The sequence below is a fragment of the Nocardioides sp. BE266 genome, assembly GCF_031457855.1.
In the GTDB taxonomy this organism is placed as follows: domain Bacteria; phylum Actinomycetota; class Actinomycetes; order Propionibacteriales; family Nocardioidaceae; genus Nocardioides.
In genome coordinates this window covers 716,510-736,735 of record NZ_JAURTI010000002.1, presented here as the reverse complement: position 1 = coordinate 736,735, position 20,226 = coordinate 716,510, and the positions used below count along the sequence as shown (strand labels likewise).

The 20,226-nt window shown below is 72.8% G+C and carries 22 protein-coding genes; 13 read left to right on the top strand and 9 right to left on the bottom strand.

Features of this window, described 5'->3' with window-relative positions; all coding sequences use genetic code 11:
• Window positions 1-74: 74 nt before the first annotated feature.
• Complete coding sequence (locus J2X46_RS07895) at window positions 75-578, top strand: PH domain-containing protein (RefSeq protein WP_310248913.1); 504 nt, start codon at window positions 75-77, stop codon at window positions 576-578.
• A complete protein-coding gene (locus J2X46_RS07890; protein ID WP_310248912.1) occupies window positions 575-2,083 on the top strand; it encodes a PH domain-containing protein in 1,509 nt (502 codons plus the stop codon). The genes J2X46_RS07895 and J2X46_RS07890 overlap by 4 nt, the downstream gene beginning before the upstream one ends.
• Here the strand turns inward: J2X46_RS07890 and J2X46_RS07885 are convergent.
• The gene (locus J2X46_RS07885; RefSeq protein ID WP_310248911.1) at window positions 2,080-3,891 is read right to left on the bottom strand and encodes an acyl-CoA dehydrogenase; all 1,812 of its coding nucleotides are present in this window, start codon (window positions 3,889-3,891) and stop codon (window positions 2,080-2,082) included. The genes J2X46_RS07890 and J2X46_RS07885 overlap by 4 nt on opposite strands.
• A gap of 152 nt (window positions 3,892-4,043) precedes the next feature.
• Here J2X46_RS07885 and J2X46_RS07880 point away from each other — a divergent pair, with 152 nt between their 5' ends.
• The gene (locus J2X46_RS07880; RefSeq protein ID WP_310248910.1) at window positions 4,044-4,823 is read left to right on the top strand and encodes an exodeoxyribonuclease III; all 780 of its coding nucleotides are present in this window, start codon (window positions 4,044-4,046) and stop codon (window positions 4,821-4,823) included.
• Between the two features lie 37 nt (window positions 4,824-4,860).
• On the opposite strand, the gene J2X46_RS07875 is transcribed toward J2X46_RS07880, so the two are convergent.
• Genes J2X46_RS07875 through J2X46_RS07860 form a run of 4 tightly spaced genes read right to left on the bottom strand, consistent with a single transcriptional unit; the run spans window position 4,861 to window position 8,713 of the window.
• Window positions 4,861-6,549, bottom strand: coding sequence for a hypothetical protein (locus tag J2X46_RS07875; RefSeq protein ID WP_310248908.1), 1,689 nt, complete (start codon window positions 6,547-6,549; stop codon window positions 4,861-4,863).
• 15 nt (window positions 6,550-6,564) lie between these two features.
• Window positions 6,565-6,981 (bottom strand): hypothetical protein, encoded by a 417-nt coding sequence (locus J2X46_RS07870; RefSeq protein WP_310248906.1) that lies wholly within the window; start codon window positions 6,979-6,981, stop codon window positions 6,565-6,567.
• Window positions 6,978-7,352: a cupin domain-containing protein gene (locus tag J2X46_RS07865; RefSeq protein ID WP_310248904.1), complete on the bottom strand. Its 375-nt coding sequence runs from the start codon at window positions 7,350-7,352 to the stop codon at window positions 6,978-6,980. Before J2X46_RS07865 ends, J2X46_RS07870 begins: the two co-directional genes overlap by 4 nt.
• Window positions 7,353-7,405: 53 nt before the next feature.
• Window positions 7,406-8,713: an MFS transporter gene (locus J2X46_RS07860; protein WP_310248902.1), complete on the bottom strand. Its 1,308-nt coding sequence runs from the start codon at window positions 8,711-8,713 to the stop codon at window positions 7,406-7,408.
• A 71-nt stretch (window positions 8,714-8,784) separates the two neighbouring features.
• On the opposite strand from J2X46_RS07860, the gene J2X46_RS07855 reads away from it, so the two are divergent.
• The 3 genes from J2X46_RS07855 to J2X46_RS07845 all read left to right on the top strand — a co-directional run bounded on the left by J2X46_RS07855 (window position 8,785) and on the right by J2X46_RS07845 (window position 11,474).
• A complete protein-coding gene (locus J2X46_RS07855) occupies window positions 8,785-9,762 on the top strand; it encodes a helix-turn-helix domain-containing protein (RefSeq protein ID WP_310248900.1) in 978 nt (325 codons plus the stop codon).
• A gap of 89 nt (window positions 9,763-9,851) precedes the next feature.
• Window positions 9,852-11,006: a DNA recombination protein RmuC gene (locus J2X46_RS07850; protein WP_310248899.1), complete on the top strand. Its 1,155-nt coding sequence runs from the start codon at window positions 9,852-9,854 to the stop codon at window positions 11,004-11,006.
• A 21-nt stretch (window positions 11,007-11,027) separates the two neighbouring features.
• Window positions 11,028-11,474 carry a DUF6542 domain-containing protein gene (locus J2X46_RS07845; RefSeq protein WP_310248897.1) on the top strand — a complete coding sequence of 149 codons (447 nt, stop codon included), beginning with the start codon at window positions 11,028-11,030 and terminating at the stop codon, window positions 11,472-11,474.
• Between the two features lie 42 nt (window positions 11,475-11,516).
• Here J2X46_RS07845 and J2X46_RS07840 read toward each other — a convergent pair whose 3' ends face one another.
• Complete coding sequence (locus tag J2X46_RS07840) at window positions 11,517-12,140, bottom strand: L-threonylcarbamoyladenylate synthase (protein ID WP_310248895.1); 624 nt, start codon at window positions 12,138-12,140, stop codon at window positions 11,517-11,519.
• A 3-nt stretch (window positions 12,141-12,143) separates the two neighbouring features.
• Window positions 12,144-13,142 (bottom strand): 4-hydroxy-3-methylbut-2-enyl diphosphate reductase, encoded by a 999-nt coding sequence (locus J2X46_RS07835; RefSeq protein WP_310248894.1) that lies wholly within the window; start codon window positions 13,140-13,142, stop codon window positions 12,144-12,146.
• Between the two features lie 47 nt (window positions 13,143-13,189).
• Here J2X46_RS07835 and xseA point away from each other — a divergent pair, with 47 nt between their 5' ends.
• Window positions 13,190-14,443, top strand: coding sequence for an exodeoxyribonuclease VII large subunit (gene xseA, locus J2X46_RS07830; RefSeq protein ID WP_310248893.1), 1,254 nt, complete (start codon window positions 13,190-13,192; stop codon window positions 14,441-14,443).
• On the top strand, window positions 14,436-14,645 hold the full coding sequence (locus J2X46_RS07825; RefSeq protein ID WP_310248891.1) for an exodeoxyribonuclease VII small subunit: 210 nt from the start codon (window positions 14,436-14,438) through the stop codon (window positions 14,643-14,645). Before xseA ends, J2X46_RS07825 begins: the two co-directional genes overlap by 8 nt.
• A gap of 207 nt (window positions 14,646-14,852) precedes the next feature.
• Here J2X46_RS07825 and J2X46_RS07820 read toward each other — a convergent pair whose 3' ends face one another.
• The gene (locus J2X46_RS07820) at window positions 14,853-15,389 is read right to left on the bottom strand and encodes a DUF4245 domain-containing protein (RefSeq protein WP_310248890.1); all 537 of its coding nucleotides are present in this window, start codon (window positions 15,387-15,389) and stop codon (window positions 14,853-14,855) included.
• Between the two features lie 110 nt (window positions 15,390-15,499).
• Between J2X46_RS07820 and J2X46_RS07815 the strand changes: the two genes are divergently transcribed.
• From J2X46_RS07815 to glpX, 5 genes are read left to right on the top strand one after another with little or no spacing between them, the layout of a single operon-like run.
• Window positions 15,500-15,904, top strand: coding sequence for a molybdopterin-binding protein (locus J2X46_RS07815; protein ID WP_397213509.1), 405 nt, complete (start codon window positions 15,500-15,502; stop codon window positions 15,902-15,904).
• Window positions 15,901-16,653 carry a molybdate ABC transporter substrate-binding protein gene (modA, locus tag J2X46_RS07810; protein WP_310248885.1) on the top strand — a complete coding sequence of 251 codons (753 nt, stop codon included), beginning with the start codon at window positions 15,901-15,903 and terminating at the stop codon, window positions 16,651-16,653. Before J2X46_RS07815 ends, modA begins: the two co-directional genes overlap by 4 nt.
• Window positions 16,650-17,441 carry a molybdate ABC transporter permease subunit gene (gene modB, locus J2X46_RS07805; RefSeq protein ID WP_310248883.1) on the top strand — a complete coding sequence of 264 codons (792 nt, stop codon included), beginning with the start codon at window positions 16,650-16,652 and terminating at the stop codon, window positions 17,439-17,441. Before modA ends, modB begins: the two co-directional genes overlap by 4 nt.
• Window positions 17,438-18,415 (top strand): ABC transporter ATP-binding protein, encoded by a 978-nt coding sequence (locus tag J2X46_RS07800; protein ID WP_310248881.1) that lies wholly within the window; start codon window positions 17,438-17,440, stop codon window positions 18,413-18,415. Before modB ends, J2X46_RS07800 begins: the two co-directional genes overlap by 4 nt.
• A 9-nt stretch (window positions 18,416-18,424) precedes the next feature.
• Window positions 18,425-19,423: a class II fructose-bisphosphatase gene (gene glpX, locus J2X46_RS07795; protein WP_310248879.1), complete on the top strand. Its 999-nt coding sequence runs from the start codon at window positions 18,425-18,427 to the stop codon at window positions 19,421-19,423.
• Here the strand turns inward: glpX and J2X46_RS07790 are convergent.
• A complete protein-coding gene (locus tag J2X46_RS07790; protein WP_310248877.1) occupies window positions 19,388-20,206 on the bottom strand; it encodes an alpha/beta fold hydrolase in 819 nt (272 codons plus the stop codon). The genes glpX and J2X46_RS07790 overlap by 36 nt on opposite strands.
• Window positions 20,207-20,226 lie beyond the last annotated feature (20 nt).

The window sequence follows — 20,226 nt, the reverse complement described above, 5'->3', positions numbered from 1 at the left end:
AATTGCACAACTTTGCCGAGTGGGGTTCCGGGGCCCTCCCCGAGCCGCTGGTCGCAGCCTGCAAGACTCGCCCCATGAGTGACAGCGGGGGTACGCCGGTGCTGCGCGCGCCGGCCCACCAGGTCTCGCCGCGGGCGATCCCGTACTGGAGGGTCTCGGCCCTCGTCGGAGACGCGGTCCTGGTCATCGCGGCGGCGGCCGTGGCCCTGTTCGTCCCCGACGTGCCGAGCTGGGCCTGGCTTCTCGTCGTGCTGCTCGCGATCCTCGCCGTCGTCCACGTCGTGGCGATGCCCCGCATTCGCTTCCGGGTGCATCGCTGGGAGGTCTCCGACACCGCGGTCCACACGCGCGCTGGCTGGATCGGACGGCAGAGCCGGATCGCCCCGATCAGCCGCGTGCAGACGGTCGACTCGCGCCAAGGCGCGCTGATGCGGCTCTTCGGCCTGGCCTCGATCACGGTCACGACCGCCTCGGCCGCCGGGCCGATCACCATCGACTGCCTCGACGACGACGTCGCCCGCCAGGTCGTCGCGCAGCTGACCGCGATCACAGCCGCCACTGTGGGCGACGCGACGTGATCCCCTCCCCCGGCGACGGCTGGGTGCGGCTGAGCCCGCGCAAGCTGCTGCTCGACCCGGTCAAGGCGGTCGGGCAGGCCGTCGTACCCGTCGTGGTGGCGCTGGTCGGCGTCAGCCAGAGCGACATGCGCTGGTGGCCCTTCTTCCTGCCGCTGGCGATCCTCGCACCGCTGGCGCTCGGCGCGATCCCGTGGCTCACCACGCACTACCGCCTCACCGACGCGCAGATCCAGGTCCGCAGCGGGCTGCTCAACAAGAAGACCTCCACCGCGCCGCTCGAGCGGGTGCGCAGCGTCGACCTCGAGGCCTCCCTGCTCCACCGGATCCTCGGCCTGCAGAAGGTCCAGGTCGGAACCGGCGTCGACGACGACCGCATCACGCTCGACGCCCTGGCTGCCGCCGACGCGCACGCCCTCCGTACGACGCTCCTGCGGCGCCGTGAGGCCACTCCGTCCGGCGGCCCGGCACCCGAGACCGACGCGGCCGAGGCCGACCAGGCGCTGCTTCCAGTCACCCGGCCGGCGCCCACCCTGCTCGCCCGGATCGACTGGTCCTGGCTGCGCTTCGCCCCCTTCAGCCTGGCGCGGCTGGTGATCCTCGCCGGCGCCCTCGGTGTCTTCTCGCAGTTCGCCGACGAGCTGCCCATCTGGAACGAGGAGACCGCGACCTCGGCGTGGCACTGGATCACCCAGTTCGCCCTGGTCGCGGTCGTGCTGGTGCTCTTCTTCGGCAGCCTGGCGGGCTGGGTCGTGGTCGCGGTCGGGGGCTACGTCGTGCAGTGGTGGAACTTCCTGCTCGTGCGCGAGCACGGGTCGCTGCACCTGACCCACGGCCTGTTCACGACCCGCTCGATCACCGTCGAGGAGGCCAAGGTGCGCGGCGTGGAGCTGCGCGAGCCCGCGCTGCTGCGCGTCGTCGGCGGCGCCGAGCTGGCCACCCTGGCCACCGGCGTCGAGGACGGTGTCACCCAGGTGCTCCCGCCGTGCCCGCGCGACGTGGCCGTCGGCGTCGGCCAGGCCGTGCTGGAGAGCCCCGACCCGCTCACCCGCCCGCTGGTCGAGCACGGCCCGAGGGCCCGGCGCCGGGCGTGGTTCCGCCAGCTGCGCGCCGCCCTCGTCGTGGTCGCCGTCGCCGGGGTCGCGGCGTGGTGGTTCGACGTGTCGTGGGCGTGGGTCACGGCCTTCGCCGTCGCGGCGCTCGTGGGTGCCTCCCTCGTGGGCGAGGCGTCGTACCGCCACCTGGGGCACGCGCTCGGCGACCGCCACCTGGTCGCGGGCAGCGGCGACCTCGCGCGGATCCGGACGGTCCTGGAGACCGAGGGCATCATCGGCTGGGTCTTCGCCCAGTCGTGGTGGCAGCGGCGGATCGGGCTCTCCGACCTGACCGCGACGACGGCCGCGGGCCACGAGCACGTGCTCGTCAAGGACGTGCGCCTCGACGTCGCCGTGGCGCTGGCCGACCGGGCGACGCCCGGCCTGTTGACTCCCTTCGTCGAGCCTGCCTAGAACCAGCCCGCGTGCATGTCGAGGGTGGTGGTGTCGCCGGAGGCGAGCAGGTCGAGCATCGGCCCCACCTTGGGCAGCTCCCAGCGGAAGAAGTAGCGGGCGGCCGCGCGCTTGCCATCGTAGAAGTCGCCGTCCTGCTCCCCCACCGCGACGAGCTGCTCGAGCCACATCCACGCGACGACGACGTGCCCGGCCGCCTCGAGGTAGACCGTCGCGTTGGCCATCGTCCGCTCGGGATCGCCCAGACCGGCGAGCGCCATGGTGACCTCGCCGAGCCGGTCGACCATCGCCTTCAGCGCGACGCCGTGCTCGGCCGGCTCGCCGCCCAGCGCGGTCGCCCGCGCGACGGTGCGCTCGATCCGCCCGGCCAGGGCGAGCAGCGAGGCGCCGCCGCTGCCCAGCACCTTGCGTCCGAGCAGGTCGAGCGCCTGGATGCCGTGGGTGCCCTCGTGGATCGGGTTGAGCCGCTGGTCGCGCCAGTGCGCCTCGACGTCGTAGTCGCGGGTGTAGCCCGACCCACCGAGCACCTGGATCGCCAGGCTGTTGCTCTCCTGGCCCCACTGCGACGGCCAGGACTTGGCGATCGGAGTGAGCAGGTCGAGCAGCCGGCCGGTCTCGGTGCGCTCGTCGTCGTCCTGAGCGGTGGCCTGCAGGTCGAGCAGGCGCGAGCAGTAGAGGTTCAGCGCCAGCGCGCCCTCGACGTACGACTTCTGCGCCAGCAGCATCCGCCGCACGTCGGCGTGCTCGATGATCGGGACCTGCGGGGACGTGGGGTCGGCTCCGGCGAGCCGGCGGCCCTGCGGGCGCTCCTTGGCGTACGCCAGCGACTTGAGGTAGGCGGTGTAGGCCGTCGTGGTGGCCGACATGCCGACCCCGAGCCGGGCGGCATTCATCATGTGGAACATGTAGGACAGGCCCCGGTGCGGCTCCCCCACCAGGTAGCCGACGGCTCCCGGTTCGCCGCCCGGGGTGAACGCGCCGCCACCGAAGACCGGCGCCGTGTTGACCGTGCCGCGGTTGCCGAGCTTGTGGTTGATCCCCGCCAGTGCGACGTCGTTGCGCTCGCCGACCGAGCCGTCCTCGCCGACGAGGTGCTTGGGGACGATGAAGAGCGAGATGCCGCGGGTGCCGTCGGGCGCGTCCGGCAGCTTGGCCAGCACCAGGTGGACGATGGTGTCGCCCATCTCGTGGTCGCCGCCGGAGATCCACATCTTGTTGCCGAAGATCCGGTAGGTGCCGTCGTCGGCCGGCACCGCGCGCGTCACGACGTCGCCCAGGCTCGAGCCGGCGTGTGGCTCGGAGAGCGTCATCGTGCCGAAGAAGCGGCCCTCCAGCATCGGCCTCGCGAAGCGGTCGACCTGCTCGGGCGTGCCGTGCGCGAGCAGCAGCGCCGCGTTGGCCATGGTGAGGAAGGAGTACGCCGCCGTGCCGATGTTGGCGGCGGTGAACCACGCCATGCAGGCCGCGGCGACGACGCGCGGGACCTGGTGGCCGCCCATCTCCGCATCGAGGGTGAGCGTGAGGAGGTCGGCCTTCGCGAACGCCTCGAGCGCCGCCGGGATCTCCGGGATGAGGTGCACCCTCTCGCCGTCGAAGGCCGGCTCCTCGGTGTCGCTGCGGCGGTAGTGCGGCGCGAACCGGTCGGTGGCGAGCTCCTCGCACAGCGCCAGCAGCGCGTCGTAGGTGTCGCGGTCGTGGTCGGCGAAGCGCGGTCGCTCGCTGAGCCGCTCCACGTCGAGCCACTCGAAGAGCATGAACTGGAGGTCGCGCGCGGAGAGGATCGTGGACAGCTGGGCGGGGGTGGGCACGCGCCGACGCTACCCGGACACGGCAGAACGCCCCTTCCGCTCGGGACAGAAGGGGCGTTCGCGCCGAAAGGCGTGGTGACACCATGCCCCCACGCACCGCCGGAGACAAGGGTCGGTCCACCTCTGTGGGCGGCCACTCCTAGGGTGGGGACGTGCGCATCGCGACCTGGAACGTCAACTCCCTCCGCTCCCGCATCGACCGCGTCGAGGCCTTCGTGCAGCGCCACGAGATCGACGTGCTGGCCCTCCAGGAGACCAAGGCGCGCGAGGACCAGCTGCCGCTGATGGGGCTGCAGGCGCTCGGCTACGACATCGCCGTCGCCGGCCTCAACCAGTGGAACGGCGTCGCCCTGCTCTCCCGGGTCGGGCTCGAGGACGTCGAGGTCGGCTTCACCGACATGCCGCCCTACGGCGACCATGCCGCCGCCGAGTCGCGCGCCATCGGCGCCACCTGCGGTGGAGTGCGGATCTGGTCGCTCTACGTCCCCAACGGCCGCAAGCCCGACGACCCCCACTACGTCTACAAGCTCGACTGGCTGGCCCGGCTGCGCGCCACCGCGAGCGGCTGGCTCGACGGCCAGACCGCGCTCGTCGGCGACTGGAACATCTGCCCCACCGACGCCGACGTCTTCGACCCGGCGCAGTTCACCAAGTCGACCCACGTCACGCCGCCCGAGCGCGCGGCCTTCCAGGCGTTCCTCGACGACGGCTACGCCGAGGTGACCCGCGCCCACGCGCCGGGCTACACCTACTGGGACTACTACCGCCAGCGCTTCGAGCGCGACCGCGGCCTCAAGATCGACTTCGTGCTCGGCTCGCCCGCCTTCGCCGAGCGTGTCACCGGCGCCTTCATCGACCGCGACGAGCGCGACCCCGCCCAGGGCACCGGCTCCCCGTCCGACCATGCTCCGGTGGTCGTCGACCTCGATTGACCGGCCATCGCCCGAGCTGAATTGAGATCAATTCAGCTCAGAGCCGCCACTCGACAGGGGCGTCCGGGTCGGGGTCGTAGCGGCACCACAGCCCGGTGTGCACGTGGGCCGTCAGGTGGCGTGCCACCACCGGGTCGACGGCGTGGATCGCCTCCAGCGCGGCTGCGACCGCCTTGCGGACCGTGACCCGCGCCCGCTCGTCGCTGCCGCCACTCGTACGGGCGCGTCCGCCCAGGCCGGTGACCGAGCCGAGCTCGGCGACCAGCGCGGTGCGCTCGGCCGTGAGCCGCTCCCCGCGCTCCTGGTCACCGACCGCGTCGGCGTCATCGAGCTCGACGTCGATCTGCGCGAGGCGTCGGCGGTACGACGCCAGCGCCTGCGCGTCGGCGACCTCACCCAGACCGCCTTGAACCACCGTCCCGGCGCCACCGGCGAGGTCGAGCGCGGGCACCTCGACGCCGGGCCGCGAGAGGAGCGCATGGAGGTGCTCGAACCCTCTCCTGGCGGGGAGCGCCGACTCGGCGTCACCCCGGCCGACCAACCAGACCCCGGGCGGGCCGGGGCGCAGGGTCATGGTGGAGGTCGTCGCGGTCGCTGCCGGCTGCTCGGGACCGGCCGGCATGGCGGCGAGCAGCCGGTCGTACCACCAGCGCGCGCCGATCCGCTCGTAGGTCTCCAGCGCCTTGGCCCGCAGGGCGGCCGCGCGCTCCGGGTCGCCGAGCCGCTCGCAGGCCCGGGCCAGGGTGTCGTCGGTGACGCCGTGGAACATCACGGCGCCGGCGTTGACCACCGCGCGCCCGGCGTAGGGCATGAGGAGCGGCGTGACGTCGGCGACCAGCTGGTCGAGACCGTCGCGCAGGGCCAGGTCGAGGAGCAGCTGGAGGACGAGCAGGTAGTTGTGGTCGCGGGGCAGGTGCTGGAGCACGCGGGCGTCGAACCCCGCGGCCAGCCGCCGGGCCTGGTCGGGGTGTCCGAGGGCCGAGTAGATCCAGGCGATCTCGGCGGCGAGCTCGCGGATGCCCTCGTCGACGGCCAGCTGCGCCGCCCAGTCGGCGATCTCCAGCGCCGACTGGTCGCCGGCCTGTGCTCCGCCGTAGCCGCGCATCGCGCCCACCACCAGCGGTCCATCGGGCAGCTCGTCCTGGGTCTCCTCGGCCAGCGCCACGAGCTGTGCCCTGGTGTCGGTGTTGCCGCGCATCAGGTCGAGCATCAGCCGCCGGGAGGCGGCGAAGAACAGCGCGCGACCGCTCTCCTCCCCGAGCCGCTCGAGGGCGCGCATCTCGCGGTTCAGCCCCGGCACGTCGAGGGTCTCGGTGGCCACGGTCAGCAGCCAGAGGTGGGCACGCGTGCGGGCGTCGACGTCGGTGAGGTGGGCGGCCACGTCGGCGAGCCGGTCGGTCAGGTCGACCCGCACCTCGAGATCGTCGGGCCCCCAGTGGGTCGCGAGCGCTGCGTCGAGGGCGTCGGCGAGGACGACCGGGTCGCCGGCCGCCTCGGCGTGGCCGACCGCCGCGACGGCGAAGGGCACCGCGCGCCCGTGCTGGCCGGCGTACGCCCACAGGCGTGCCAGCGCGGCAGCCAGCAGGGCGCGGTCGCGGGGCGCGTCGGTGGCGTCGTAGGCCTCGAAGACAACCGCGGGGATGCGCCCGGGCTCAGTGCCGAAGACGTAGGTCGCGGCGAGGTCGAGCGCCTCCTGCGTGCGCGCCGCTACCTCGCCGTCTCCCATGTCGTCATGGTGGCATCAGGGCCGGATCAGCGTCACCGCCTGCGCGTGCTCGGCGACCTTGGCCTCGTCCCAGTCACCGGTGCAGTAGTAGGCCAGCTCGGTGATGCGTCCTTCGTCGTCGAGGTCGCAGATGAACGCCTCGCGGCAGTACCACTGCTGGCCCTCCCTCTCCCAACGCTCCTCGAGCCGGGCGACGTACCCCGTCCGGGTGGGGCGGACGTCCTCGAGCCGGGTCTGCCCGGCCGGCGGGTGCATCTCGTTCTTGAGGCGGTCCATCGCCTCGGCGCCCTGCACCTGGAGCCGCCAGTGCGGGAACGTGAGGTCGGCGAAGGTGTCGGGCGCGAAGAGGCCGTCGGTCTCGCCGCGCTCGAGCCACGCGACCAGGCGGGCCACGGCCGCGTCCACCGTCGTCGCCTCCACGACGGCGGTCATGACGCCGCTCCCGCCAGGTTGGCCTCGACGACCGCCATGGTGCGGCCGAGGTCGGCGCTCGGGCTGAACTCGACCACGGCGGTGCCGGCGCTGATCAGCGGGAGGTGCCCGGGCGGCGCGTAGTAGACGTCGCCGGCGCCGTAGGTCTCCTCGTGGTCGGCCCACCGGAAGGTGATCTGGCCGGACTGCACGACGCCCCAGTGCGGGCACTGGCACCGGTCGTCGGGCAGGCCGCGGAAGTACGCCGACGGGTCGACGTCCTCCGGGAAGGTCTCGAAGCCGACGGTGTAGTCGTCGAGCTCCGCGTAGCGCCCCTGCAGGACCGGGAGGTCCACGCTCACCGGGGTCGTCATCTTGTTCGCGCTGGGCATCGCTGCCTCCTGTGTCGTTCGGATGGGTCACCCCTGAGGCGTGACCTCCGACGTCACACCGTGACGGCCGGTGCGGGCACGTGCGTCGCCCGGATGGCGTACGACATCAGCGCGGCGAGCGCGCAGAGCCCGGCCGCGGCGTAGAAGGCGGGGTCGTAGCCGCCGGTCATGTCGCGCACGATGCCGGCGCCGGTGGCGGCGAGGGCCGCGCCCACCTGGTGGCTCGCGAACACCCAGCCGAAGACGATCGGGCCGGTCGCCGCGCCGAACCGGTCACGGCACAGCGCGACGGTGGGCGGAACGGTCGCGACCCAGTCCAGGCCGTAGACGATGATGAAGACCCACATGCTCGGCGCGACGTGCGGTGACAGCAGCGCCGGGAGCGTCATCAGGCCCACCCCGCGCAGCGCGTAGTAGCCGACGAGCAGGTAGCGCGGGTCCCAGCGGTCGGTGAGCCACCCGGAGGCGATGGTGCCGACGACGTCGAAGATGCCGACCACGGCGAGCAGCGAGGCCGCGGTCGTCGCGGGCATCTGGTGGTCGTGGGCGGCGGGCACGAAGTGAGTGGCGATCAGGCCGTTGGTGGTCATCCCGCAGATCGCGAAGCCGCCGGCGAGCAGCCAGAACGTCCGGCTGCGGGCAGCGTCGACGAGCACCGAGATCGCGCGGCCGGCGCTCGACCCGACGTGCTGGTGCGGCGGCGGCCCGGGGTCGGCGTCGGTCGCGCCGAGGGCGCGGATCCCGAGGTCGGCCGGGTGGTTGCGGAGGAAGAGCAGGACCAGCGGCACGACGGCGAGCGCGGCCACCGACGCCAGCAGCGCCGCCGTACGCCACCCGTGGTGCGTGGCGAACCAGGCGACGACGGGCAGGAAGATCAGCTGGCCGGTCGCGTTGCCCGCGGTGAGAATGCCGCTGACCAGCCCGCGGCGGGCGACGAACCAGCGGCTGGTGATCGTGGCGACGAAGGCCATCGACATCGAGCCGGTGCCGATGCCGACGAGCAGGCCCCAGCACAGGACCAGCTGCCACGCCTGGGTCATGAACACGGTCAGCCCGCTGCCGATGGAGACCATGACGAGCGCGAAGGTCACCACCGGGCGCACGCCGAAGCGGTCCATCAGCGCCGCCGCGAAGGGCGAGATCAGGCCGAAGAGCATCAGGTTGAGCGAGACCGCCGAGCCGATCAGGCCGTGCGACCAGCCGAACTCGTCGTGCAGCGGCTCGATCAGGACGCCCGGCACCGACCGGAACGCGGCCGCGCCGACCAGGGTCACGAACGTGACGGCCGCGACGATCCACGCCCAGTGGAGGCGGGTCTCGGGCTCGGTCCGGGGCACTGAGGGAGGCGTCGTGGTCGTCACCGGACCAGCATCCCCGAGTCCGGGCGCGCACGAGAAGTGGCACGAATGCCAACATGTGAAAGAATCCGGCCATGACGTCCCCGCACCGCGTCGTCGTGCTCGCGATCCCGCCGGTCATCGGCTACGACCTCACCATCCCGCCGCAGGTCCTCGGCGAGGCCTTCGACGCCGACGGGCACCCGCTCTACGACGTCCAGATCGTGTCGGCGGACGACCGGCCGGTCGCGGCCAGCAAGGGCTATGCCATCGCACCCTCGGCCCCCGTGACCGCCCTGGCGACGGCCCAGACCGTCATCGTGCCCGGCACCCAGGTCGCCGGCCCGCGCCGCGACGGCACGCTGCCCGACGACCTGCGCGCCGCCCTCGCGACCGTGCCCGCCGACGCCCGCTGGGTCTCGATCTGCACCGGTGCCTTCGTGCTCGCCGCCGCCGGCATCCTCGACGGCCACCGCGCCACCACGCACTGGAAGTACGCCGACGACCTCCGCCGGCTCCACCCCTCCGTGGCGCTCGACGAGGACGTCCTCTTCACCGACGACGGCCGGGTGCTGACCTCGGCCGGGCTGAGCGCCGGCACCGACCTCTGCCTCCACCTCGTGCGCTCCGACCACGGCACGGCGGTCGCCAACGCGGTCGCCCGCCACATGGTGGTGCCGCCGTGGCGCGACGGCGGCCAGGCGCAGTTCATCGAGCACCACGTCCCGCGCCGGGCCGACGAGACCACCGGAGACGTACGCCAGTGGGCGCAGGCGCACCTGCACCACCAGCTCGACGTCGCGACCCTCGCGCGCCAGGCGTCGATGAGCGTGCGCACCTTCACCCGGCGCTTCCGCGAGGAGACCGGGCAGTCCCCTGGTGCGTGGGTGACCCAGCAGCGGATCAGGCACGCCCAGCACCTCCTCGAGGCCACCGACCTGCCCGTCGACCAGGTCGCGACGCGGGCCGGGATGGGAACCGCCGCCTCGCTGCGCCAGCACCTGCGGGCGAGCGTCGGCGTCTCGCCCTCGGCCTATCGTCGTACGTTCCGCGGGGCGCCATCAGATATCTGAGGACGTGGTGAACGAATCCTCGGTGACTTTCCGTCCACCACGTCCTCAGATATCGCGGTGATGTCGGTGGTGACCCCCATGCTGGATCCATGGACACCTTCCCCCTGCTCCTCGCCCTGGCGCTGGTCCTCGCCGTCGGCCTCGCGCTCGGCGCGGTCATCGGCGTGCTGTGGTCGCGCAGCCGCCCGGCTGACGACGCTGCCGTGGCCGCCCTCGAGCAGCGCGTCGCCGACCACGCCGTCGTGCAGGACGGCCTCGACCGCCTCCAGGACCAGCTGAGCGACCTCGCCCACGACCGGGTCGCCTGGCAGGCCCAGCTCAACCAGCAGGTCGCCGACATGCGCCACTCCACCGACACCCTGCGCCGCGAGACCTCCACGCTCGCCTCGGCGCTGCGCAAGCCGCAGGTGCGCGGCCAGTGGGGCGAGCTCCACCTGCGCCGCACGGTCGAGCTGGCGGGCCTGGTCGACCACTGCGACTTCGCCGAGCAGGTGACCTACGACGACGGCCGGCTGCGCCCCGACCTCGTGGTGTCGCTGGCCGGCGGCCGCACGATCGCGGTCGACGCCAAGGCGCCGCTGGCGGCGTTCCTCGACCTCACCGGCAGCGACGACCCCGACGAGCACGACCGGGCTCTGGCCCGGCTCGGCGAGCACGTGCGCAAGCACGTCGGCGACCTCGGCTCCCGCCGTTACTGGGAGGCCCAGGCGCGCACGCCGGAGTTCGTGGTGCTCTTCCTGCCCGGAGAGGCGATCCTCCAGGCCGCGCTCCAGGCCGTGCCCGACCTCGTCGAGCAGGCCTCGGCGAAGAACGTCGTGCTCGCCACCCCGTCCACGCTGATCGCGCTGCTGCGCACGGTCGCCCAGGGCTGGCAGCACGAGGTGCTCAACGCCCAGGCCCAGCAGGTGCAGCGGCTCGGCCAGGAGCTGCACGCCCGCCTCGGCTCGATGGCCGGCCACCTCGACCGCGTCGGGCGCTCGCTCAACGCCAGCGTCGTCGCCTACAACCAGGCGATGGGCTCGCTCGAGGGGCGGGTGCTGGTCTCCGCACGGCGCTTCGCCGACCTCGGCGTCACCTCCGAGCCGCTCGAGGAGCCCCGCCAGGTCGAGTCACGGCCGCGCACCCTGGCGGCGCCCGAGCTCGCCGCGCTCGACGTACCTGCCCTCGGTGACGAGCCCACGTTCGACGACCTGCTCGACCAGCCCCCGACCGCTCCTCCGGCGCGCCGCGCCGAGGGTGCCTGACTTCGGTCCTAGGTTGTGGCCGTGAACCAGGCCGACGTGTTCTGGGAGGTCGGGCGTGAGCCGGGCCGTCAGGTGGTGTCGCTCGGCGTCGCTGTCACGCTCACCGCGGTCAGCATCGACGTCCTGCTCGCCGGTCACCTGACCCTGTTCTTCGACCTCTGCTTCATGGTGCTCTGCCTCGCGCTCGCCGCCCTCGTGCGCCGCCAGGACTTCTTCCTGGTGGCGCTGCTCCCGCCCGTGCTGATGACGGCGGTGTTCTGGTTCGTCGCCCTCGTCGCGCGCGACGCGGTCGCCGATCCGAGCGACAGCCTCCTGCAGGCGATCGTGTCGGGTGTCGCCACGCACGGCATCGCGCTGGCCGTCGGCTACGCCCTCTGCCTCGGCTGGCTCGGCTGGCGCCTGCACCGCGAGAGCAACGGCCACATCGCCGACGAGCTGACCCGCGAGCTGAGCGAGCCCGCCGGCTGACCGACCGGACGGGCACGGCGTGCCCGGTGACCGGTCGAAGGGTCAGGCCTCGAAGCGCGAGACGTCGCCCGCCCCGTGACGTACGACGACCGGCTCGGCGTCGGACCAGTCGATCACCGACGTCGGCTCGGCGGTCACCTCGCCCGACTCGATGACGATGTCGACGACGTGGTCGAGGTCCTCCTTGATCTCCCAGCCCATCGTGCGGGCCTCGGTCTCGCCGGGGAGGATCAGCGTGCAGGTCAGGATCGGCTCGCCGAGCTCCTCGAGCAGCGCGCACACGAGCGTGTGGTCGGGGATCCGGACGCCGACCGTGCGCTTCTTGGGGTGCATCAGCCGCTTCGGCACCTCGCCGGTGGCTGGGAGGATGAACGTGTACGGACCCGGTGTCGCGGCCTTGATCGCGCGGAACGCCGCATTGTCGACGTGCACGAACTGCCCGAGCTGGGAGAAGTCCTTGCACATCAGGGTGAAGTGGTGGCGGTCGTCGAGCTCGCGGATCCTGAGGATCCGGTCGCGGCCCTCGCGGTTGCCGAGCTGGGCGCCGAGCGCGTAGCCGGAGTCGGTCGGGTAGGCGATCAGCTGGTCGTCGCGCAGCGCCTCGACGACCTGGGTGACCAGACGGGGCTGGGGGTTGTCGGGGTGGATGTCGAGGTAGCGGGCCACTGCTCAGGCCTTCTGCGCGGCGCGCAGGTCGCGCCGCAGCTCGGGCGGGAGCGCGAAGATCAGCGACTCCTCGGCCGAGTGGACAGCGCGGGCGTCGGGGTAGCCCCGCTCCGAGAGGAACGCCAGGACGCCCTCGACCAGGTCCTCCGGCACGGACGCGCCCGAGGTCACCGAGACGGTCTCGACGCCGTCGAGCCAGGACTCGTCGATCTCGGTGTGGTCGTCGACGAGGTGCGACGCCTTGGCGCCGGACTCGAGAGCCACCTCGACCAGGCGCACGGAGTTCGAGGAGTTGCGCGAGCCCACCACGATCACCAGGTCGGCGTCGGCGGAGATCTCCTTGATCGCGAGCTGACGGTTCTGGGTGGCGTAGCAGATGTCATCGCTGGGCGGGTCGAGCAGCAGCGGGAACTTCTCCCGGATCGCGGCGACCGTCTCGAGGGTCTCGTCGACGCTCAGCGTGGTCTGCGAGAGCCAGGCGACCTTCGCCGGGTCGCGTACGACGATGCCGGCGACGTCGTCGGGGCTCTGCACCAGCTGGATGTGCTCGGGCGCCTCGCCTGCGGTGCCCTCGACCTCCTCGTGGCCCTCGTGGCCGATCAGCAGGATGTCGTAGTCGTCGTTGGCGAAGCGCTTGGCCTCGTGGTGGACCTTGGTGACGAGCGGGCAGGTGGCGTCGATGGTCTTCAGGCCGCGGTCGGCGGCCTGGGCGTGCACCGCCGGCGACACGCCGTGCGCGGAGAACACGACGGTCTGGCCCTCGGGCACCTCGTCGAGCTCCTCGACGAAGATCGCGCCGCGCGACTCGAGGTTGGCCACGACGTGCTTGTTGTGCACGATCTGCTTGCGGACGTAGACCGGCGAGCCGTAGAGGTCGAGCGCCTTCTCCACCGTGATGACGGCCCGGTCCACGCCGGCGCAGTAGCCGCGGGGAGCCGCCAGCAGGACGTTCTTGGCGGTCTCGGGGTCCAGGACCGGGGGCAGGCCGAGGTCGGTGCTCATGGGCGCAAGTCTACGGACCTGTCCCCGCGCTCCCCTATCCTCGCCGCGTGCCCTCCCTCCGCGACGCCACGGCCGAGTCCCCGGCCCCCGTGCGGGCCGTCGCGAACGCCGTCGCGCAGTGGATCGACAAGCTCGGTGGCGTGTGGGTCGAGGGGCAGATCGCGCAGGTCACCCGCCGCCCGGGCATGCAGACGGTCTTCATGACGCTGCGCGACACCGTCGCCGACATCTCCGTCACGCTCACCTGCGCGCGCTCGACGTTCGACTCGATGAACCCGCCCCTCGTCGAGGGCGCCAGCGTGGTGGTCCACGCCCGCCCGAGCTTCTACGCGAACCGCGGCTCGTTCTCCCTGGCCGCGCGCGAGATCCGGATGGTCGGGCTCGGCGAGCTGCTCGCCCGCCTCGAGCGCCGACGCCAGCTGCTCGCGGCAGAGGGTCTGTTCGCGGCCGAGCTCAAGCGCGACCTGCCGTTCCTGCCGACCCGCGTCGGGCTGGTCACCGCGCCCAACAGCGCCGCCGAGCGCGATGTCCTCGAGAACGCCCGCCGCCGCTGGCCGGCGGTGGAGTTCGAGGTGGCCTACGCCGCCATGCAGGGCACCCGCTCGGCCGCCGAGGTGATGGAAGCGCTCGACAAGCTCGAGCGCAACGTCGACGTCGACGTCATCGTCGTGGCGCGTGGCGGCGGCTCGATCGAGGACCTGCTCCCCTTCTCCGACGAGGCGCTGATCCGCGCGGTCCACGGCATGCGCACCCCGGTCGTCTCGGCGATCGGCCACGAGCCCGACCAGCCGCTGCTCGACCTCGTCGCCGACGTGCGCGCCTCGACGCCGACCGACGCCGCCAAGCTGGTCGTCCCCGACATGGCCGAGGAGGCCCACGGCGTCGCGTGGGCGCGCGACCGACTGCGCCAGGTCATCACCCAGCGGATCGCCCGCGAGGAGGAGTGGCTCGCGCAGCTGCGCTCCCGCCCGGCGATGGCCGACCCGCGCAACCTGCTCGCTGCCCGCTCCGACGAGCTCGACGACCTCCTGGCGCGCGCTCGTCGTACGCTCTCGCACCGCCTCGACCGCGCCGCCGACGACATCGGCCACCAGCGCGCCCGGGCACAGGCGCTCTCCCCGCTGGCGACGCTCCGACGCGGGTACGCCGTGCTCCAGGACGCCGACGGCCACGTGGTCACCTCCGTCAGCCAGGCCGCCGTCGGCGCCGCCGTCTCGGTGCGCGTGGCCGACGGGCGCGTCCACGCCACCACCGACCGCATCGAAGCAGCCACCCTGATCGAGGAGGACCCCGATGAGTGACGCCACCCCTCAGCCCAGCTACGAGGAGGCCCGGGCGGAGCTCGTCGAGGTTGTCCGCACCCTCGAGGCCGGCGGCACGACCCTCGAGGAGTCGCTCGCCCTCTGGGAGCGCGGCGAGGCCCTCGCCAAGGTCTGCCAGGACTGGCTCGACGGCGCCCGCAAGCGCCTCGACGACGCGATGGGCACCGACGCCGACGACTGAGTTGTGACGCCCAGCCGCGGACGAGGGACGAGTCCGTGGCGTGGGGGCGGCCAGATTGAGCAAGCGACGCGACTGAGGAACGAAGTCGCACGAGCGCGTCGAAATCCCTTCGGCCGAAGAGCTGCGTCAGCCAGAAGGGAGTTTCGAGACGGTCGCTGCGCGACCTCCTCAACCAACGGTGGTGCGAGCCCGCCGTCCAGCCCGAGGTCAGCGGGTGAGGAGCCCGAGGTAGGTCTCGAGGTCCGCGACCGGGGCGGAGCCATAGACCAGGAGCGACTCGTCGCCGAGCTCGGTGGTGAAGCCGTGGTCGCCGCCGTCGTCGGACCAGGTCTGCCACGTGTCGGTGATGTCGGAGGCCACGGTGGCATCGGCGCCGGCGTCGGCCTTCTCGTCGACGTACAGCTCGACGAGCTCGTCGACGGAGGCGTCCTCCTGGCGGATGCCGATGAAGTGCCCGTCGTCGGTGAGCACGCCGAGGCCCCAGCGCGGGTCGCCGGTGGCGACCAGGTCGACGCTCGTGGCGGTCCAGCCGGCCGGCAGCTCCCGGGGGTGTACGACGGACAGGTCGGCCTGCTCGGCCAGCTGCACGCTCTGCTGCCAGTCGATCGCCCGGGGCGTGTCGTCGGCATCGCCGCGGAACAGGCCGCGCCAGATCACGAAGGCGAGCACGAACAGGACGGTGACGATCAGCGCGCCGGTCATGCCGCTGAACGAGCGGGTGTATCGGCTGGGCTGCTCACTCACGTGCCTCATTCTCCCAGTCGGGGCACATCGCACCGCGGGCGGGGACGTCGTACCGCACACGCGGATGCTATGGACAACGAGCGCCGCACCTGCGGCATACTTCACGCGTGATCATCTACCGAATCGCGGAGGCAGCCGAGATCCTGGCCGTCAGCGACGACACCCTGCGCCGCTGGGTGGAGGCGGGACGCCTGCCGTCCCACACCACCGACGGTCGCGCCTCGGTGACGGGGCCCGACCTGGCGGAGTTCGCCGAGCACCTCGCCGAGTCGGCCGAGTCCGCCGAACGGGACCGCACCCGCGCCAGCTCGGTCAGCGCGCGCAACCGGATGAGCGGGATCGTCACGCGGGTCAAGCGCGACCACGTGATGGCCCAGGTGGAGATGATCTGCGGCCCCTACCGGGTCGTGTCCCTCATGAGCAGCGATGCCGCCGACGAGCTGGGCCTCGAGCCCGGCGTGCGTGCCATCGCCAGCGTCAAGTCAACCAACGTCGTCGTGGAGGTTCCCCAGTGAAGCGTGCCCTGTCGGCCCTGTCCCTCGCCCTCGTCCTGCCACTGGCGGCGTGCGGCAACGACGACGGCGGGTCGACCGCCGACGGGAAGGCCGAGCTGACCGTGCTCGCGGCGGCATCCCTGACCGACGTCTTCGACCAGCTGGCCACGCCGTTCGAGGAGGAGCACGACGCGACGGTCACCTTCTCCTTCGGCTCGAGCACCGACCTCGCCGAGCAGGTCGCCGACGGCGCGCCGGGCGACGTGCTCGCGACCGCCGACGAGACGTCGATGGGGATCGCCGAGGACGCCGGGGTCACCGGCGACGTCGAGACCTTCGCGACCAACGTGCTCACGATCGTCGTGCCGAAGGGCAATCCGGCCGGCATCACGAGCCTCGACGACCTCGCCGACGCGATCTGGGTGCGCTGCGCCGACGAGGTGCCGTGCGGCAAGGTCGCGCTGGCGGTGTTGGACGACAACACGATCACCGCCGAGCCGGCCAGCCTCGAGGAGGACGTGCGCGCCACCCTCGACAAGGTGATCTCCGGCGAGGCCGACGCCGGCCTGGTCTACGCCACCGACGCGGTGGCCGCGGCCGACGATGTCGACGCGATCGAGATCCCGGGCGCGGAGAAGGAGATCACCTCCTACTTCGCCACGACGCTGGATCAGTCCGAGGACGCCGACCTTGCCGCAGACTGGGTCGCGTGGGTGACGTCGGAGGAGGGCCAGTCCATCCTCCGCGACGCCGGCTTCGGCAGCCCGTGAGGGATCGGCTCGGCCGGCCGCCGGCGCTCCTGATGGTGCCGGCAGCCCTCGCCACGCTGCTCCTGCTCGTCCCGCTGGTGGCGATGGTCGCGAGCACCGACTGGCAGGCACTGCCCGGCCACCTCACCTCCACCGCGGCGCTCGACGCACTGCGCCTGTCGCTGGTCACCTCCACCATCGCGATCGCGTTCTGCCTGCTCCTCGGCCTCCCCCTCGCGTGGCTGCTCGCCCGCGTGGACTTCCGCGGCCGCGGTGCGCTCCGCGCCCTGGTGACGGTCCCGCTGGTGCTGCCGCCGGTGGTCGCCGGCGTCGCGCTGCGCAGCGCGTTCGGCCGCACCGGCGTGGTCGGCGCACCGCTGCTCGACTGGACCGGCTTCGCCTTCCCCTTCACGGCGTACGGCGTCGTGCTGGCGCACGTGTTCGTCTCGATGCCCTTCGTGGTGATCGCCATCGAGGGCGCGTTGCGCTCCGCCGACCCGAGGTACGACGACGCTGCCGCCACGCTCGGCGCGACCCGGTGGACGACGTTCCGGAGGGTCACCGTGCCGCTGGCGCTCCCCGGGGTCGTGGCCGGGACGGTGCTCGGCTGGGCGCGCTCGCTCGGCGAGTTCGGCGCGACGATCACCTTCAACGGCAACTACCCCGGGCGCACCCAGACGATGCCGACGCTGATCTACGTCACCCGGCAGGCCGACCAGGACGCCGCGCTGTCGCTGAGCCTGGTGATGCTCCTCGTCTCGATCGGCGTGCTGATCGCGCTGCGCGACCACTGGCTGGGCACGCCGTGACGGCCCGGCTGGAGGCAGACCTCCGGGTCGCCGACCGCGTCGACGCCGGCTTCACCGTCGAGCCCGGCGAGGTCCTCGCGGTGATCGGGCCGAACGGGGCCGGCAAGAGCACGCTGCTCCACGCCCTGGCCGGGCTCGTCGACGTCGAGGGGCACGCTCTCCTCGGCGGCACCGACCTGCTCGGCCTGCCGGTCCGCGAGCGTCGCGTCGGGCTGGTCTTCCAGGGCCAGCTGCTCTTCCCGCACCTGACCGCGCTCGACAACGTCGCGTTCGGGCTGCGCTCGCGCGGCGAGTCGCGGCCGGCGGCTGAAGCGGTGGCCCGCGACTGGCTGGAGCGCTTCGGCATCGCGGACCTGGCGGGCCGCAAGCCGCGCGAGCTCTCCGGCGGGCAGGCCCAGCGCGTCGCCATCGCCCGCGCGCTCGCCACGGACCCCGACGTGCTGCTCCTCGACGAGCCGTTCACCGGCCTCGACGTGTCGGTCCAGATGGCGCTGCGGATCGAGCTCGGCCGCCACCTGCGCGACTTCCCGGGCATCGCGCTGCTGGTCACCCACGACGCCATCGACGCGCTCACGCTGGCCGACCGGGTCCTGGTCCTCGACGAGGGCCGGGTGGCGCAGGTCGGCCCCCCGGCGGAGGTGGCCGCCGAGCCGCGCACGTCCCACGTCGCGAGGCTCGTCGGGCTCAACCTGGTCGCCGACGGCGAGGATCTGATGGCCTTCACGCCCGACGCCGTCGTCGTCTCGCTGGCCGAGCCCGAGGGGTCGACGCGCCTGCGCTGGCACGGCCAGATCGGCACCCTGGCACCGCACGGCGACGCCGTACGGCTGCTGGTGCACGCCTCCCCCGACCTGCTCGCCGACGTCACGCCCGCCGCCGCCACCGAGCTGGGCCTGGTCCCCGGTCGCGAGGTCTGGCTGTCGGCCAAGGCCACTGCCGTGAGCCGGTACGGAGCGCGCCCGGGCGGCCGATAGCATCGCGCCATGACTGCGCCGAAGCCCGAACGCAACCTCGCCCTCGAGCTCGTCCGGGTCACCGAGGCCGCCGCCATGGCGGCCGGCCGCTGGGTCGGCCGCGGCGACAAGAACGACGCGGACGGCGTGGCCGTCGAGGCGATGCGCTACATGATCTCCACGGTCGAGATGCGCGGCACGGTCGTGATCGGCGAGGGCGAGAAGGACAACGCCCCGATGCTCTTCAACGGCGAGGAGGTCGGCGACGGCACCGGCGCCGAGTGCGACGTCGCGGTCGACCCGATCGACGGCACGACCCTGACCGCCAAGGGCATGAGCAACGCCATCTCGGTGCTGGCCGTCTCGCCGCGCGGCTCGATGTACGACCCGAGCGCGGTGTTCTACATGGAGAAGCTCGCCACCGGGCCGGAGGCCGCCGACGTCGTCGACATCCGACTGCCGGTGAAGGAGAACATCGCCCGGGTCGCCAAGGCCAAGGGCATCTCGGTCCACGACGTCACCGTCGTGCTGCTCGACCGCCCGCGCCACGCGCAGCTGGTGGAGGAGATCCGCGACACGGGTGCGCGCATCAAGTACATCGCCGACGGCGACGTCGCCGGCGCGATCATGGCCGCGCGGCCCGACACGGGCGTCGACCTGCTCCTCGGCGTCGGCGGCACCCCCGAGGGGATCATCACCGCCTGCGCGATGAAGTGCCTCGGCGGCACGATCCAGGGACGGCTCTGGCCCCAGGACGACGAGGAGAAGCAGCGCGCGCTCGACGCCGGCCACAACCTCGACCCCGACGTCGTGCTCGGCACCCACGACCTCGTCACCGGCGACGACGCCTTCTTCGTCGCCACCGGCATCACCGACGGCGAGCTGATGCGCGGCGTGCGCTACCGCGGCGACGGCGTCACGACGCACTCCCTCGTGATGCGCTCGCGCAGCGGCACCGTGCGGTCGATCACGGCCGACCACACGCTGTCGAAGCTACGCGATCTCACCTCGATCGACTTCGACAACTGACACCACGTCGTCCGGCCGCAGGGCCGCGGACACCGCGCCGATGACGGCCGGGTCGAAGGCCATGCCGAGGTGCGAGGACCGCACCTCCACCGGCCGGGCGACCGGGTCGACGCACGCCCGCCAGTCGACGATGCCGTCGCGGCGGGAGTAGATCGCGGTGAAGTCGACGCCCTCGGGCAGCGGCGCCCGCGCCTGGTCGAAGCTCTCCTGCGCGCACGCGCCGGCGACGCAGTCCTCGGCCATCAGGTTGCGCATGCCGGCCCGGTTGAGCCGGACCAGCAGGTCGACGCTGCGGGCGAGCGAGACGTGATGGGCGCCTGGAGCAAGCATCGGGCTGCCCATCGTGACGATCCCGGCCACCAGGTCGGGACGACGGGCGGCGACGCCGCGGGCGAGCATCCCGCCGAGGCTGTGGCCGACGATGCGCACCTTCGAGCCGCGCCGCTGGGTGATCTCCTCGAGCCGCTCCTCCAGCTGCCCCGCGGCGGCAAGGGTGCAGCCGACGTTGGCGCGGATGTCGGCGCGGTAGGTGCGGAAGCCCTGGTGGCGCAGCGTCCGGCTCATCAGACCGAGCGAGGAGTCGCCGGCCAGGAAGCCGGGCACGAGCAGCACCGGCTCGCTCGCGCGGACCGGGTGCGACCCGAGTGGCGTACGACGATGGGCGCCGCGCGAGGCGAACGCGTGCACGGCGTAGCGGCCGGCCTCGGTGATCACCGAGCCCTCGCGCAGCACGGCCGACACCGACGGCTGGACGAAGCCGTCCGGCGTCAGGAATGCGGCCACTGTGCGATGCGTCACAATCA